Genomic DNA, 16,735 nt, shown 5'->3' with positions numbered 1-16,735 from the left:
CGTCTATGAAAACAATTTTATTGGTTCCGACTGGGGAAGGCGTTGGCTTAACGTCGGCGTGTTTAGGTTTGGTCTATGCATTGGAATGCCACGGTGTTAAAGCCGGTTTTTTAAAACCATTTTCACAAGAATTAATCACTGAACCAGATCGCACAACTGCGCTTTACCGTCATATTTCAAAATTAGATACAGTTGAACCAATAGCTTATGTAAAAATCACACAACAGCTCAATGATGGTGAAACAGATGAACTCCTTGAAGAAGCGGTCAGCTTACAACGCCAAATTGCAAAGTCCCATGACATTGTGATTGTAGAGGGCTTAGTACCAACTGCTCGTGATGCTTTTGCCAGTGATTTAAATGCCTCTTTAGCGCAAGCTTTAGATGCCAAAGTCATCTTCGTCAGCAATGCCAATATCGAAAAACCAGAACAAACTGCTGAAAAAGTTGAAGCACAAGTACGTAATTTTGGTGGAGCATCATCATCGCGTAATGCGGGCGTATTGTTTATGCGTACTCGTGGTCTACCTGCTGAATCTGCACAAATTCCAGTAACCATTGATCCAAGTTTACGTTTAGTTGCAGATACTGAAAAATTTAAAACTGAAATTCAAAAAACTTATGCACACATTGGTTCAGCAGCATTCCCAATTATTGGCTTAGTTCCATTCAGTGATACCTTAAGTGTGCCACGTATTTCAGACCTAGCTAAACAAATTCAAGCCACATGGATTAATCAGGGCAAAGCTAACACACGTCGTGTATTGCACAGTAGCTTAATTGCTTCAAATATTGAACATGAGCTACAAAAATTCGTTGCAGGCGAACTGATTATCAGTGCTTCTGATCGTATTGATGTGCTATTGGCGAGCAGTTTAGCCACCAGCAATGGCATTCCACTCGCAGGTTTAGTTTTAACTGAACATCATGAGCCAAATCCATTGGTTTTAGAATTCTGCCAGTCTGCAATTAAAAATGGTCTACCTATTTTACATACACCACTCAGTACCTTTGAAACAGCACAGCAGCTTGCCAATTTAAGCAATGAAATTCCTGTGGATGATACCGAACGCGCAGATCAAGTGACCCGTTTCGTTTCAAGCCATATTGATCCAGCATGGCTGACCCAGATGTTGAACGGTGACTATAAACCTCGTTTATCCCCTTCCGCATTCCGTCATGAATTGGTACAAAAATCAATTGCTGCAAAAAAACGTATTGTACTGCCCGAAGGCGATGAACCTCGTACTATTCAAGCCGCAGCGATCTGTCAATCACGCGGTATTGCGCAATGTGTATTGTTAGCAAAACCTGAAGCGGTACTTGAAGTCGCCAAAGCACGTAATATCGAACTTCCTGTGGATTTAGAGATTATTGATCCAGATCTGATCCGTGAAAACTACGTGACGCAAATGGTTGAATTACGTAAAGGCAAACTCAACGAATTACAAGCACGTGAGCAACTGCAAGATACTGTGGTCCTTGGTACGATGATGCTGGCACTTGATCAAGTCGATGGACTGGTTTCTGGTGCTGTACATACTACCGCCAATACGGTGCGCCCAGCATTCCAGCTGATCAAAACCGCACCAGAGTACTCATTGGTTTCTTCAATCTTCTTTATGCTGTTGCCAGATGAGGTTTATGTATACGGTGATTGTGCAATCAACCCCGATCCAGATGCTGAGCAATTGGCAGAGATTGCAATTCAATCCGCAGACTCAGCAAAAGCATTTGGTATTGACCCACGTATTGCCATGATTTCTTATTCAACAGGAACCTCAGGTGCAGGTGCAGAAGTCGAAAAAGTAGCTAAAGCCACTGAAATTGCCAAACAACGTCGTCCAGATTTATTGATTGATGGCCCTTTGCAATACGATGCTGCATCCGTTGAAAGTGTTGGCCGTTCTAAAGCCCCTGACTCTCAAGTTGCAGGTCGTGCCAATGTCTTTATCTTCCCTGATCTCAATACGGGCAATACGACTTATAAGGCGGTTCAACGCTCTGCCAATGTCGTCAGTGTTGGTCCAATGCTGCAAGGTTTAAATAAACCTGTAAATGATTTGTCTCGTGGAGCATTGGTGGATGATATTGTGTTTACCATTGCATTGACAGCGATTCAGTCAGAACAACAAACTACACATTAATTCTCTACTAATAATAAAAACCACCCAAATCAATTGGGTGGTTTTTATTATCGACTTACTATAAACGCATGCATCATGCTTTCATCTGACCAAACGATTAGATTGCTATCATGGTAATCAGGCAACCTCTTTTCCGATGAGATTAAAGTTTAGAAGAAATAGTTTAAACGGAATAAATAATTTCGAGGAGTCCCTGGCATTGCATTTGAACGCCAATATTCTTTATCCGTTAAATTATTTACAGCAATCGTCGCGCCCCATTTATCGTCTTTATAACCAATTGCAGCATCTACACGAGTCCAATCTGGCATTTTGATGGTATTTTCATCAGAAGTATAATAATCCCCCATATAGGTTGCACCAACCTCGCCATAAATTTTTTCGGTAGGAAGATAACGTACAAATAAATTGCCTGTATGCTTGGACACATTGCGTAAATTATTATCAACTAATTCAGGTCTTACATCATGTTTAGTAATTTTGGCATCTGTATAACCATAGCCACCTCGAACATAAATATTATTCAGTGCCTGACCAATAAAACTAAACTCTAATCCTTTAGATTCATTTTCACCAATAACAACATAAGGCGAGTTATTATCATCTGGATCTTTACGCGCTCGAATATTATGTTTTTTAATATTGAATACAGATAGTTGGGTGTTTAGCTTAGAATCTAGCCAATCACTTTTGATACCCACTTCATATTGATCAAGATATTGTGGCTCATAATTAAATGCGCTTAGGTCATCAGTTGCATTTATAACATTGACGCCCATATTACCACCAAAGGGTGAAAAACTTCGACTATAAGATGCATATAGACTTTGCTCAGGGACGGGTTGCCATACAAAACCTACATTTGGACTAAATGTCTCGTCTTTAACTTCGCGTGATTGTCGATATGAGGTTGAACTCTCTAATTTATTTGTGGTTTTTGATTCATAGTAATCATATCGCCCGCCTAACATCATTTTAAACTGATCATTGAAGCTAATAAGATCTTGAAGGAAAAGCGCATAATTTGTTCCTTCATTATAATTATGCGAGGTAGTAATATGCCCTGTACCACGGTTACTAAAACGATCACCTGTTAATGGATTAACAAACCCATAAATCAATGAGCCATCCTTGTTTTTATTTGATAGTAAGGGTTCTCTCTGCTCATAAGACCAGTCTGTACCGACTAGAATATTATGTTTAATTGTCCCAGTATTAAACTCACCAGTTATATCCCAAGTATTGGTTGTGGTTTTATTGGTTGTCTGTTGCCAATAATAAATTTGATTGATATAACCTTTATAACACCCTTTATTTGTATTCGTTGGCTTCACGTCAGCAGTACACATAGAGCCTAAATAAAAATGATCAAAATTTTGTTCCGACTCACGATGGCTTAAGCCCCAATGAAATTTCCAATTTGGTGCAAATTCATATTTAACATCTGTACGCATTGTTTGAAGAATATCTTCTACATAATCACCAGGTTGAGCAAACCCCATCTTAATTGAAGTTCCTGCAGGCAAATTATCATAAGCAGGCCCACGATCAGGAACTCGATTTATATTGTCGTAAGTAAATTCCGTTGTCCAAAGTAGCTTTTCATCATCACTACGATAAGTCACACTTGGAGAAATCATTTCCTCATTGGCGCCAATTTCTGAACGGAAACTATTGGTATCGGACTTTTCACCAACCAAACGTACAGCCCAGTTATCATTAAGTACTTTATTAATATCAAGCGTTCCGCCAACATTGTCATAAGAACCCACGTATGCCCCAACTGAGCTTCCCGAGTCAAAATTTGCATATTTGGTGACCATATTGATCACACCACCGCCGCCACTACGGCCATATAATACAGATGCAGGACCTTTTAAAATTTCAATTCGTTCAACATTGGCGGTACTGCGACGTATTTGTCCACTTTCACGCACACCATCACGATAGATATCCCCAGAATCCGCACTAAACCCACGCAGCATAATACCATCACCACGCATATCGTAACTGGTTGAAACGCCTGGTGTGCCTTGTAGCATGACACTCAAATCATTTGCACCATATAGCTTATATTTAGAAACATCAATTGTATCAATCGTTTGTGGTATATCTTTTTTATCTAAACCATTTCTCGTAACATTGGCTTGTTTATAGTCCACATATGTTTTTATTGGGTCACCATCATTCATTGCTTCAATTACAATCGTGGGAAGCGTTGCTGTACTTTTTTTCTGTTCTTCACTGCTATCTGTATTTGCAAATGTTAGAGAGGAAACGAAAAGTCCTCCCGTCGACAGCATCATTAAAGTTAAGCTTTTTTTAACAAAAGGCATGATTACACCGAAAACATAATGAGAATAGTTATCATTATAATACAATTTCTCACCAAAATTTACAATAACATGCTAATTTAACTACAAAATAATCATAGGTAAATAAAATAAACGTGAAAAGTACATTAAAGGAGATAGGCTTTTTTTTCTTATTTAGAAATTTAACTAAAAAATAACTTTAATACTCACAATTAAAATAGATGAGTCTCTTAATTTGAGAATCTTAAAATTTTTAGATATTTTTAATTTATTGCTTAATTTATTTTCATCTAGGTATTTTATATTCGCTTGGCTAACCAAACAGTATGTCCTGTACAATTACGGTCTTCTGCAATCATCGCTATCACTGCAAAATTATACTTTTTAAATAGTTCGTGGTACTCAGCCGATGATAAGCTCGCATGATACAGAGCATCACCAAACATCTCTCCAATCGCCTCCCCTTGGGATGGTCCACTGCTAAACATTGAAGTAGCACCAGCTTTTGTATATGGATTAAAAATTTCAAACATATTTCTCTGATCTTGTGGTGTAAGATGAAAAAACTATCCCAAGCAAGTATTGCATCAAACTTGCGATCTAAATTTACTGTTCGCATATCAGCTAAAATCCAAGTGTGCTCAGGAAAATTCTGTTTCGCCATTTCAATCATCACATCAGAACTATCAACACCTGTCACTGTATTCGCTTGCTCAATCAAATAAGCAGTAATGGGCTTTGCTGAACCACAGCCCAAATCCAGAATATGAGAGTGAGCTGGAATTAAAAGTTAAAAAGCGATCCAACCACGCTTTTTCATAAAGAAATTCCCCACGTAAATCAGTCCATGCACGGGCATTTTTTTTAAAATTTCAATAATATTTTCCGCAAGATGTGTATAGTTTTCCATATTGTTGTTATTCAGCCCAAGCTTCCGACTTCAAAAAGTATTGAGCTTTTTACCCTGTAAAATCTGAAATTTATTTCAATAAGATTATTCGATTGTCTCCTTTTAAGTTCAATTATTTTAAGGGAGAATTACCCTGTTTTTGTATGAATTTTAGAAGTTTTGGCAATGAATAAGTTTTTGTATTTTTGAATTCTAGATAGTTATCCTAGCGTGGGACGACATGGATGTCGCCGTGGGCGGGAATACAGGACGTACCCCTCACCCATGAGCAAAAACAAAGCACGGCTTTGTTTGCAGCGCAAGGTTTGACATCCCCTACGACAAGTGAGGCATCACCTACGCAAAGACATTTAAACGTTGAATGTAAGGTGTGGCATTGCAAGCTTTTTTATAATCAAACAATTTATTTTTCCATTCAATTGATGTAATTAACAATACTAATTAAGAGAAATATATTTATGTATCTAAGTTTTTTGACAGGTTGAATATATATAAAGTAGAAAAGTTGACTTGATCAACCAAAATATAAGCTGAGTTTCTCAAATAAAATCATAAAACTTTAGGCTGAAATTAGATCTAAGCCACCACAAAACAAGCAATATCACGTATAATTTAGCCCGCTAGCTAACAGCCCGCTCAAGAGATTTTTGATATGACAACTATTATCAAACAAGATGACTTGATCACATCGGTCAAGGACGCGCTTCAGTTCATTTCGTACTATCATCCACAAGACTTTATCCAAGCGATGAGCCGTGCTTATGATCGTGAAGAGAACCAAGCTGCAAAGGATGCTATTGCACAAATCTTAATTAATTCACGTATGTGTGCAGAAGGTCATCGTCCAATCTGTCAAGATACTGGTATTGTTAACGTCTTTGTTGACGTGGGCTTAGATGTTAAATTTGATTTAACCATGAGCTTAGATGATGCAATCAATGAAGGTGTCCGCCAAGGTTACTTAGAAAACTCCAACGTACTCCGCGCTTCAGTTTTAGCAGATCCTGCTTTTGGTCGTAAAAATACCAAAGACAATACACCTGCTGTAATTCACTACAAACTCGTTCCAGGCAATAAAGTCGATATTACTGTTGCAGCGAAAGGTGGTGGTTCAGAGAATAAATCTAAACTGGCAATGCTTAACCCTTCTGATTCGATCGTAGATTGGGTACTTAAAACTGTACCAACGATGGGTGCGGGTTGGTGCCCTCCTGGTATGCTCGGTATTGGTATTGGTGGTACTGCTGAAAAAGCCATGATGCTTGCAAAAGAATCGCTCATGGAAGAAATCAATATGGACGAGTTACTTCGTCGTGGTCCACAGAACCAAATCGAAGAACTGCGTATTGAAATCTTTGAAAAAGTAAATGCATTGGGTATCGGTGCACAAGGCCTTGGTGGTTTAACCACAGTGCTTGATATCAAGATCAAAGACTACCCTTGTCATGCTGCTGGTAAACCAGTGGGTATGATTCCAAACTGTGCTGCAACACGTCACGCTCATTTCCAGTTAGACGGTTCAGGTATTGCACATATTCAAGCGCCTTTACTTTCTGATTACCCTGAAGTGACTTGGGATACCTCAACATCTAAACGTGTTGACTTAGACAATATCACACAGGAAGAAATGAACTCATGGCAACCGGGCGATACTTTATTATTAAACGGTACTATCTATACAGGTCGTGATGCCGCGCATAAACGCATGGTTGATATGTTGAATAAAGGCGAACAGTTACCTGTAGATCTTAAAGGTAAATTCATTTACTACGTAGGACCTGTAGACCCTGTAGGCGATGAAGTGGTAGGCCCTGCTGGCCCAACAACAGCAACTCGTATGGATAAGTTCACACGTCAAGTGCTTGAAGCGACTGGCTTGTTCGGTATGATTGGTAAAGCGGATCGTGGTCCTGCTGCTGTTGAAGCAATCAAAGATAATAAGGCGACTTATTTGATGGCTGTTGGTGGTGCTGCTTATTTAGTATCTAAAGCCATTCGTGAAGCAGAAGTTGTTGCATTTGCTGACTTAGGTATGGAAGCTATTTACAAATTTAAAGTACAAGACATGCCTGTATCTGTTGCAGTTGATGTCAATGGTACTTCTATTCATGCGACTGCACCTAAAATCTGGCAAGCCAAAATTGGTAAAATCCCAGTGGTTGATGCTGTTGCACAATAATCTGATCTAAAGCTTAGATTAAGCTTGAGCATCACTTAAAAAGCACTCTATGATTAGAGTGCTTTTTATTTTGAGTCAGATCATGAACTTTATAAAATATATTTTTTTTCCTGGGTTATTTGTATGCTTGATCTCTATTCAAAGTTTTGCTTCAAACACAGATAGTGACGTCGTTGACCGACTAGCGCAAGGTATTATTATCAATCAGATATGGCGCCTACAATACAATGAAAGTGCAAAAAGGATTTATCAAAATCAAGCAGAAGATTTAATCAAAAACGGATTAAGTACAATAGAACTCACTGATGAAGAAAAACAAATCATCCCTCAAATTGTAGAAATTTATCAGGCAATACCAGAAAATATTCTCCGAGATCCACAATTTATCGCTCAAACCAAACAAATTCTTTTAGAATCGTTAAGTTCTCAAGAAATTGAAATGCTCTATCAGCGTGATAAAAGGTTGAGCCAAGAGCTGTACACAAAACTTGCCAATATTGACACAGAAATATTCATAGAAAGCAATGCTGCTATTCATAAGGCAGTCAATGACCCTCAATTTATCCAACAATATCGCAATAAAATTGGAGAAATTATTCAGCAACTGCATCATTTAGATGAAAATAAATAAAGGAAAACCTATGAAAATTAAGCAGTTCGTTTTAACTTTAAGTTTATGCTGTATCACAGTGTCAAGTTTTGCATCTCCAGCAACAGATAAAAGTGTCGACAAGTTGATGCAACTTTCCAATATCTCAGAGATTTTCAAACAAAGTACCCGCGATATGCAACCTTACTTTGACGATCAAGCAGAAGCACTTGTCCGCCAAGTGACGGGTGCTCAAACATTGAATATCGATCAACAAAATGCAGCACTACAAATTAGTGCGCTGTATAGTGATCTTCAACAACAGCTGGTAACTGACCCCGAATATCTCAACATGTTTAAATCATTATTTAAAAAGACCTTTACAGAAGAAGAAGTTCAAGCCAATATCGCTTTTTTAAGTACACCGATTGGACAATCTATCAATAAAAAGATGAACACCCTGATGACAGAAGTCATGCAAGAAACCACAACGTTTTCTCAAGAAAAAATGATGAAAGTAGAAAATCAAAAAGCATTGAAGGAAAAAATGGAAACGATTTTAAAGCCAATTCTTCAGGTTGATTAAGCTTTCACTCAATCATTTTATGATGTTAATTACAGCAGGATCCTATAGGTATTTTATGAAATTATTCCAACACTTACTACTTGCAAGCGCATGTATCACCACAAATTTTGCTTTTGCAGCGCCCGCTTCAGATCAACAAGTTCAACAATTATTGAAAGTCATGAATATTGATGAACTGCTGCAAGAAACATTACAACAGATTCGTCCTCAGCTAGATCAACAGGCTTATCAAATCATTCAAATGACGGTCAAAAAAGATCAGCTCAATCCACAAGAACAAATTGTCGCCAATGAACTTGCTGACAAAATGTATGAGCAAAGTAAAAAAACTGTTGCTTGGGATCAAATCAAACCCGTTTATCTTAAGATTTATAAAGACATATACAGTGCTGAAGAAGTTCAAGCTCAAATTGATTTTTATTCAAGTGCTATTGGACAGTCAATTTTGAAAAAAACACCTCAAGTTGCTCAAGAAACCATGAAAGTCATGAACAGCCAACTGATTAAAAGTGTACAAAATGCATCTGAAGATTTTAAAGAAGTAACTAAAAAATTAGATGCTTTAAAAAAGTCTGCAAATACTCAATAAAACAAATAAGAAAAGAGAGCTTCGCTCTCTTTTCTATATCAAGCAGCATCTAGCGATAGATTACCAAGTCATTGGATTCCAAAGTTTAAACTGCTGCCCCAAATGTACGTCATCACTCACTTTGTATGGCTCACCTTTGATTTTTTCTTTAGGTTTGATCAATCGTCCATCCGCAGTCATTTCTGCGACAAAATTAAGACCAGGTGTCTTCAATTGAGTCATTGAAATTTCTTTTAGTCCTTGTCGGGTAGGCATTTGCATTAAAGGCCCTACACGCAATAACCCAGCTTCACCATTTGGTCCACCGCGAAACTTTTCTTCTTCATATTTGACAAAATACTGCCCGCCAGCTTCCACTGAGAAGTAAGCAACTTTGGGTTTCTGGAAATGAAAAACAGTTAATGGACGACTGAGACTTAACTTATAATCCCCCTCAGCCAGTTCAATCCAGTAGTAATGATTACTGATCAAGCTTGGAATTTTCTTACCATTCAGAAAAAAATTGTTTGGAATAATTTCTTGTCTATTCCAACGACTATCAGGTCGATAAAAATACACAATTGCAGCTTGAGGATTCTGAGGTTTAACCAGCTTAAAATATTGCCCCGGTTTTTGATTGACCCAAGACCCTGTAGAAAATGATGCAACTTTATATTGTTCCAGCTTTTCATGAACCAACGAATCTTCTTTTTTGAAATCGATTGGCTCTAAAGTTGAGACAACTTTTGCTGGTTGCTGTTCAACAGATTGATGACTTTGACAAGCTGCCAACCCACAACTGATCAAAACGACTAGACCGATGTAACGCATGATTTTCCCTCACCGCGTATTTTTTATTTTCGTTTTTAATAAACCCTATTGTCTACAGCCAGCTTAACATTTCAATGACCATTTAAAAATAAAAAACGTGCAAATAGTCAAGCTACTTGCACGTTTCAGATGAATTGCACTGAGGATGAATCGAAACCCAGCTTTTAAGCTGACTTTGTATCCAACACCTTCAAGTCTACTTTTTCAACTTCAGTATTTTCATGCTTGGGTTGACGTTCAGGCTTAAACTCTGGCTCAGCTTTATCGTTGATAACAGCTTCATTGATAATCACAGTACCAACGTCTGAACGGCTTGGTAAGTCATACATCGTTTCAAGCAATACATTTTCCAAAATAGAACGCAGACCACGCGCACCTGTATTACGTTCTAACGCCTTTTTCGCGATCGCACGTAAAGCAGAATCTTCAAAAAGAAGGTCTACATTTTCCATCTCAAAGAGATATTGATACTGACGCGTTAATGCATTTTTTGGTTCAGTTAAAATCTGCATCAACGCGTCTTGATCAAGTTCTTCAAGTGTTGCAATCACAGGTAAACGACCAATGAATTCTGGAATTAAACCAAATTTCACCAAATCTGCGGCTTCAACTTGACGGAATAATTCAGATACTTTCTTACTATCGTCTTTATTCTTTACGTCTGCCGTGAAACCAATGCCACCTTTTTCTTGACGTTGTTGCACAACTTTTTCAAGACCAGAGAACGCACCACCACAGATAAACAAGATATTTGCAGTATCAACTTGAATAAACTCTTGTTGTGGATGTTTTCGTCCACCTTGAGGCGGAATTGACGCAACCGTACCTTCAATCATTTTCAACAATGCTTGTTGCACGCCCTCGCCAGACACATCACGTGTAATCGAAGGGTTTTCAGATTTACGGGTAATCTTGTCAATTTCATCAATGTAGATAATACCCTTTTGTGCTTTTTCTACATCGTAATCTGCTTTTTGCAAAAGTTTCTGAATAATGTTTTCAACATCTTCACCAACATAACCAGCTTCGGTCAAAGTTGTTGCATCCGCCATTGCAAAAGGTACATCAAGCAAACGTGCAAGTGTTTGTGCTAGCAATGTTTTACCTGAACCTGTCGGTCCAATCAGCAAAATATTACTTTTAGCAATTTCAACTGCATCTTTAGGCTTATGCCCTGTCTGAGATACTTTTAAACGTTTGTAATGGTTATACACTGCAACTGAAAGTGTTTTCTTTGCTGTGTCTTGACCAATTACATACTGGTCCAAAGCCGCACGAATTTCATGTGGTTTTGGCAATGGACGTGTTGCCCAATCGCCTGTTTCCACCTGTTGACTCGTTTGCACTAAGTCTAAGCACACATCCACGCATTCATTACAAATATATGCGTCCTCGCCTGCAATCAGCTTACCGACTTCAGACTGCGTTTTACCGCAAAATGAACAATGCTTTTGTCCTTGAGGAAGATCGGACATTTTCACTCCAAATTCTTAAATCTTATCTATAAATGTTTAGTCTTGAGGTCGTTTACTTAATACCTGATCCACTAAACCATATTCTTTTGCTTGCTGTGCAGTCATAAAATTATCACGATCTGTATCTTTAGCGACAGTTTCGTAATCTTGACCACTATGTTCAGCCATTAAACGATTTAAACGTTCTTTGATGAATAAAATTTCACGTGCATGAATTTCAATATCCGATGCTTGACCACGGAAACCACCCAATGGTTGGTGAATCATCACACGCGCATTTTCCAAGCAATAACGCTTACCTTTTGCACCAGCATTTAATAAGAAAGCCCCCATAGATGCAGCTTGCCCCATACAATAGGTCACTACATCAGGCTTAATAAATTGCATCGTATCGTAAATTGCCATACCCGCAGTCACTGAACCACCAGGTGAATTGATATATAAATGGATATCTTTATCTGGATTTTCAGCTTCTAAAAACAGCATTTGCGCGACAATAAGATTCGCCATGTTGTCTTCAACTTCACCAGTTAAAAAAATCACACGTTCACGTAAAAGACGTGAAAAAATATCGAAAGAACGCTCACCACGTGAAGATTGTTCTACGACTACTGGCACCAAAGCGCTTTCAATTGATGGAACATACATACGTTATTTATTCCTGAATTCTTGTTACTTCACTCATGTTCACAATATGAGGGATAATTGCTGAAAATGCAAAATATTCCCAACTTAATATCAGATATTTTTTGCATAAGTATTGTGAATGGAATGATTAAATCCATGTTTAAGCTCATAAAAAAAGGCGCCAAAGCGCCTTTTTTAGATCAAACAATTTAGCCTTGTTGGCGCGCTTGTTGCTCTTTTAACAAATCTTGATAGCTAACAACTTCATCAGTTACTTTAGCAGCAGCTAAGATATGATCAACAACTTGATCTTCTAACACTACGCCTTCGATTTGAGCACGTTGTTGCTTATCAGTTTTGAAATATTCGATCACTTCAGTTGGATCTTCATAAGAAGAAGCCATATCTTCGATATAAGCATCAACACGTGATTGATCTACTTCAAGTTTAGCATCAGCCAATACTTTGCTTACCAATACACCAAGTTTAACTGCTTTTTCAGCTTGTTCTTTGAACAATTCATCAGGAAGCATGCTGCTGTCAAATGCTTTAGCACCTTGAGCACCAAACTGCTGAGTAAATTGTTGAATCATTTGTTGACGTTGACGATCAATTTCTTGAGCCAACATAGATTCAGGAACTTCTACGTCATTTGCAGCAACAAGTGCATCAAAAGTTGCACCTTTTACTTGGTTCCGTAGGCCATTTTTTACTTCACGTTCCATGTTTTTGCGAACGTCAGCTTTTAATTTCTCTACGCCTTCTTCTTCAGTTAAACCGAAGATTTTAAGGAATTCAGCATCAATTTCAGGAAGTTTTTGTTTTTCAACAAGTTTAACTGTGATTTTAAATTGAGCCGCTTTACCTGCTAAGTTTTCAGCTTGGTAATCTTCAGGGAAAGTTACATCAATCACTTTCTCTTCGCCTTTCTTCATACCAACGATACCGTCTTCGAAGCCAGGGATCATACGACCAGAACCTAAAACAAGTTTAAAGTCTTCAGCAGCACCGCCTTCAAACTTCTCACCATCAACAGTACCTTCAAAATCGAAAGTTACTTGCATGTCTTTTTTAGCCATGCCTTTAGTTTCAGTCCATTCAGCGCGTTGCTTTTGAAGGTTTTCAAGCATTGCATCAACGTCTTTATCTGTTACTTCAGATGATTTACGTGATACTTCAAGACCTTCAAATTTAGCTTCAACTTCAGGATAAACTTCAACTGTAGCTTGATAAACTAAAGCATCATCTTTGTTTTCAACTTTGTCGATGTTTGGCATACCAACAGCGTTGATTTTTTCTTGTTGAATTGCTTCAAATACTGTGTCACGAATGATGTCGTTTACAACTTCTTGGTAAATACCAGCGCCGTATTCACGACGTACAACGTTTACTGGCACTTTACCTTGACGGAAGCCGTTGATCTTCACAGTTTTGGCAGTGCGTTTCAAGCGAGCTTCAAACTGCTCGTTAATACGGCTCGTCGGTACAGATACATTTAAACGACGGGCAACGCCCGAAACCGCTTCAGAAGTTACTTGCATGGCTTCCTCGATAGAATTTAATAATTACAGTTTTTCAAAAAGTGCCACATTATATGACAACATTTGAATATATACAAAACACCTGTGTAAATCATTTTATTTCGGTCACGGATTTCCCCATTATGTCGCTTTTTTAAACAAATCCCCTTCTTTGTAGTCAAAAGGCAGAAATCCGCATATTTTGAGAAATTTACCAAATTCAAATACTTTAGTGACAATAGAATAAATTTATTTACATTTTGAAATATCCAAAAATAAAGCTAAATAGATAAAATTCAAAAAGTTAAGTGAAAATTCAATACATTTTCAATTCATTTTCTCATCATAAACTTTTAAAACTATCGACAAATTCAATTTCAAACAGATGAAATAAACAATAAGAATCATTATTATTCGCATACAAATTTGCACTACTCTTAGTGAGTTTAAGTATGTCTTTTATCAAATCACGCAAAAAGATTGTTACTACAGCAATCGCTTCATCTCTTTCAGTTATTGCAACGTCAGCCATCGCTCAAGACGAAATCGCAAAACTACCAACAATTAAAGCACAAGCAACGACTGAACAAGGTTTAAAAGTAGATCAGTCTGCCAATACAAAATTTGTTGCGCCACTTTTGGATACACCTAAATCTGTATCTGTTATTTCAAAACAACTGATTCAAGATACTCAAGTAACAACACTGGCAGATGCACTTCGTACAGTTCCAGGAATTACTCTTGGCGCTGGTGAAGGTGGCAACCCAAATGGTGACCGTCCATTTATTCGTGGTTATAACTCTGAAAGTTCTATGTTTGTGGATGGTGTGCGTAATTCCACTTCGCAAAACCGTGAAATGTTTGCAGTAGAACAAGTAGAAGTTATTAAAGGGTCAGCATCTTCACTTGGTGGTGCTGGTTCGGTTGGTGGTAGTGTAAACATGATTTCTAAAGTCGCTAAAAAAGGCGATGCTTTAGAGGGTTCTGTTGCGGGTGGTACAGATAACTACCAACGTATTACCCTAGATGGCAATAAAGATTTTGGTAATGGGATTGCTGCTCGTATTGCTGTAATGGGACACCAAAATGAGAAAGCGGGTCAACATGACGGCGCAGAATATAAACGTGCTGGTATTGCACCAAGTATTACTTTTGGCTTAGATACAGCGACTCGTGCAACGTTAAGTTATTACTATTTAAAGTCAGACGATACACCAGATTCGGGTGTGCCATATAATTATGATGCTTCGAAAAAAGCAACTTTTGGTAAGCCTGTAGATGTTAAACAAGGCATTTACTATGGTTTACATGATCGTGATTTTCAAAAACAAGAAAACCAAATTGGTACAATTAAATTAGAACATGATTTAACTGACAATTTAACCATTACCAATACTGCAGTGTATAACAAGTCAACGAATGATTATCTTTGGACTCAACCAGATGACTCAAAAGGTAATGTCCTAAATGATAAAGTTTGGCGTCGTATTAACTCACGTATTACTGACACAGATATTTTCACAGATCAACTTGCATTGACTGGTAAATTTAACACTGGTGCAATTAAGCATAAGTTTAATGTTGGTGCAGAATATAGTGATCAAAAATCAGATAAAGGCAGCTATACAACTACTTATCCAGGTTATACAGGTACTACAACTGGTGGTTTCAACAGCGATTGTAAAATCAATGATGCGTGGTGTACGTCTTTAACAAATCCAAATTCGAAAGAAGAATGGTTAGGTTCTGCAGTTGCTAATCGTAATACCACCACGACTACAACAAAAGTTACATCAGTTTATTTGCTTGACAATATTGAATTTAATCCACAATGGCTACTTGATCTAGGTGTTCGTTGGGACAAATTTGACACTGAGCAAGTGACGAATGCAACAGGCGCAAAACTAGAAAATAATAAAGACTTTTTTACTTACCAAGCTGGTTTGACATATAAACCTATGAAAAATGGTTCAATCTATGCAAGCTATGCAACATCAGCCAACCCAGTGGGTGTTGATGGTGGTGATGGTTCAGAAGCGATCGGACAAGCTTATATGGACTTAAAGCCAGAAGAAGCGCGTACGTATGAAGTTGGAACTAAATGGGATCTTTTCAATGATCGCATAAACTTAACAGCTGCTGTATTCCGTACAGAAAAACAAAATACTCGTATCCAATTAGATGCTGGTACCTACACCAACGGCGGTGAAAGTAAAGTTGATGGTATTGAGCTTAGTGCTACAGGTAAAATTACAGACAAATGGGATATTACAGCTGGATACTCTTATCTAGACAGTGAAATGACCAACCCTGGCCCGTCATGTAATCGTGCTGGGACATGTACATACCCTAACCCTGCGAAAGGCAAACAACTTCCTAACGTACCTAAAAACTCTGCAACACTTTGGACAACGTATCAAGTGCTTCCACAGTTAACTGTTGGTGCTGGTGCATTAGGTATGGACAAAGTCTATGGTGATGCTGCAAATACTAAGTATGTATCTGGCTATGTACGTTATGATGCAATGGCTCGTTACAACATTAACAAAAATGTTGATTTACAGCTTAATGTAAACAACCTTTCAGACAAGCGTTATTTTACTAAAGCCTATGCATCTCACTATGCAACTGAAGCTGAAGGTCGTAATGCTGTTTTATCAATTAACTTTAAATATTAATAGTTAATATTTTAAAAATTAAAGTGAAATGGCTCCTGCTCATAGGGGCCATTTTTTACCGATAATTTAGCTCGTTGTGTCTTTTATTAAAGATAAATCTCATTGTTGTTAATCCTCACTAAAAAATAATTCTATAACTTCCAATAGTTACTTTTTACCAAAAAGTAAAAATACTTTAAATTTCAGCAATATGATCAAACTCCATCAATCATATCCCCTATAGTTTTCTTTAATTATATTTAATAGATTAAACAGTTTTTCCGTATGAATAATCATTTATATTTATTGTTAATGAAAATAATTATCATTA

Annotated in this window: 13 protein-coding genes; 7 read left to right on the top strand and 6 right to left on the bottom strand. The window is 37.7% G+C overall.

Annotated features, from left to right (window positions below; translation table 11 throughout):
* Nucleotides 1-5: 5 nt before the first annotated feature.
* Entirely contained in the window at nucleotides 6-2,147 is a 2,142-nt protein-coding gene (gene pta, locus ACG9ZL_RS18320; protein ID WP_336954569.1) for a phosphate acetyltransferase, read from the top strand.
* Between the two features lie 149 nt (nucleotides 2,148-2,296).
* Here the strand turns inward: pta and ACG9ZL_RS18315 are convergent, their stop codons facing one another.
* Together ACG9ZL_RS18315 and ACG9ZL_RS21320 are read right to left on the bottom strand one after the other, a co-directional pair.
* Complete coding sequence (locus ACG9ZL_RS18315; protein ID WP_419361063.1) at nucleotides 2,297-4,483, bottom strand: TonB-dependent receptor; 2,187 nt, start codon at nucleotides 4,481-4,483, stop codon at nucleotides 2,297-2,299.
* 343 nt (nucleotides 4,484-4,826) lie between these two features.
* Nucleotides 4,827-5,183 carry a class I SAM-dependent methyltransferase gene (locus tag ACG9ZL_RS21320; RefSeq protein ID WP_512700348.1) on the bottom strand — a complete coding sequence of 119 codons (357 nt, stop codon included), beginning with the start codon at nucleotides 5,181-5,183 and terminating at the stop codon, nucleotides 4,827-4,829.
* A gap of 413 nt (nucleotides 5,184-5,596) precedes the next feature.
* Between ACG9ZL_RS21320 and ACG9ZL_RS18305 the strand changes: the two genes are divergently transcribed.
* The 5 genes from ACG9ZL_RS18305 (at nucleotide 5,597) to ACG9ZL_RS18285 (ending at nucleotide 9,315) form a co-directional block, all read left to right on the top strand.
* Entirely contained in the window at nucleotides 5,597-5,800 is a 204-nt protein-coding gene (locus tag ACG9ZL_RS18305) for a hypothetical protein (protein ID WP_419330601.1), read from the top strand.
* A 224-nt stretch (nucleotides 5,801-6,024) separates the two neighbouring features.
* The gene (locus ACG9ZL_RS18300) at nucleotides 6,025-7,551 is read left to right on the top strand and encodes a fumarate hydratase (protein WP_004726542.1); all 1,527 of its coding nucleotides are present in this window, start codon (nucleotides 6,025-6,027) and stop codon (nucleotides 7,549-7,551) included.
* Nucleotides 7,552-7,633: 82 nt separating this feature from the next.
* Complete coding sequence (locus ACG9ZL_RS18295; RefSeq protein ID WP_336954566.1) at nucleotides 7,634-8,182, top strand: hypothetical protein; 549 nt, start codon at nucleotides 7,634-7,636, stop codon at nucleotides 8,180-8,182.
* A gap of 10 nt (nucleotides 8,183-8,192) precedes the next feature.
* Entirely contained in the window at nucleotides 8,193-8,726 is a 534-nt protein-coding gene (locus ACG9ZL_RS18290) for a DUF2059 domain-containing protein (RefSeq protein ID WP_336954565.1), read from the top strand.
* Nucleotides 8,727-8,781: 55 nt separating this feature from the next.
* Nucleotides 8,782-9,315, top strand: coding sequence for a DUF2059 domain-containing protein (locus ACG9ZL_RS18285; RefSeq protein WP_419328736.1), 534 nt, complete (start codon nucleotides 8,782-8,784; stop codon nucleotides 9,313-9,315).
* Nucleotides 9,316-9,375: 60 nt separating this feature from the next.
* Here the strand turns inward: ACG9ZL_RS18285 and ACG9ZL_RS18280 are convergent, their stop codons facing one another.
* The 4 genes from ACG9ZL_RS18280 to tig all read right to left on the bottom strand — a co-directional run bounded on the left by ACG9ZL_RS18280 (nucleotide 9,376) and on the right by tig (nucleotide 13,768).
* Nucleotides 9,376-10,125, bottom strand: coding sequence for a DUF2846 domain-containing protein (locus ACG9ZL_RS18280; protein WP_336954563.1), 750 nt, complete (start codon nucleotides 10,123-10,125; stop codon nucleotides 9,376-9,378).
* 164 nt (nucleotides 10,126-10,289) lie between these two features.
* Complete coding sequence (clpX, locus tag ACG9ZL_RS18275; protein ID WP_336954562.1) at nucleotides 10,290-11,600, bottom strand: ATP-dependent Clp protease ATP-binding subunit ClpX; 1,311 nt, start codon at nucleotides 11,598-11,600, stop codon at nucleotides 10,290-10,292.
* 36 nt (nucleotides 11,601-11,636) lie between these two features.
* Complete coding sequence (clpP, locus tag ACG9ZL_RS18270) at nucleotides 11,637-12,248, bottom strand: ATP-dependent Clp endopeptidase proteolytic subunit ClpP (protein WP_004726532.1); 612 nt, start codon at nucleotides 12,246-12,248, stop codon at nucleotides 11,637-11,639.
* A gap of 188 nt (nucleotides 12,249-12,436) precedes the next feature.
* A complete protein-coding gene (gene tig / locus ACG9ZL_RS18265) occupies nucleotides 12,437-13,768 on the bottom strand; it encodes a trigger factor (protein ID WP_004726530.1) in 1,332 nt (443 codons plus the stop codon).
* A 431-nt stretch (nucleotides 13,769-14,199) separates the two neighbouring features.
* On the opposite strand from tig, the gene ACG9ZL_RS18260 reads away from it, so the two are divergent.
* A complete protein-coding gene (locus ACG9ZL_RS18260; protein ID WP_419361059.1) occupies nucleotides 14,200-16,425 on the top strand; it encodes a TonB-dependent receptor in 2,226 nt (741 codons plus the stop codon).
* The last annotated feature ends 310 nt before the right edge of the window (nucleotides 16,426-16,735 follow it).

It is taken from the genome of Acinetobacter legionensis (assembly GCF_048551735.1).
Taxonomy (GTDB): domain Bacteria; phylum Pseudomonadota; class Gammaproteobacteria; order Pseudomonadales; family Moraxellaceae; genus Acinetobacter.
This window is presented reverse-complemented; position numbering and strand designations above follow the sequence as displayed.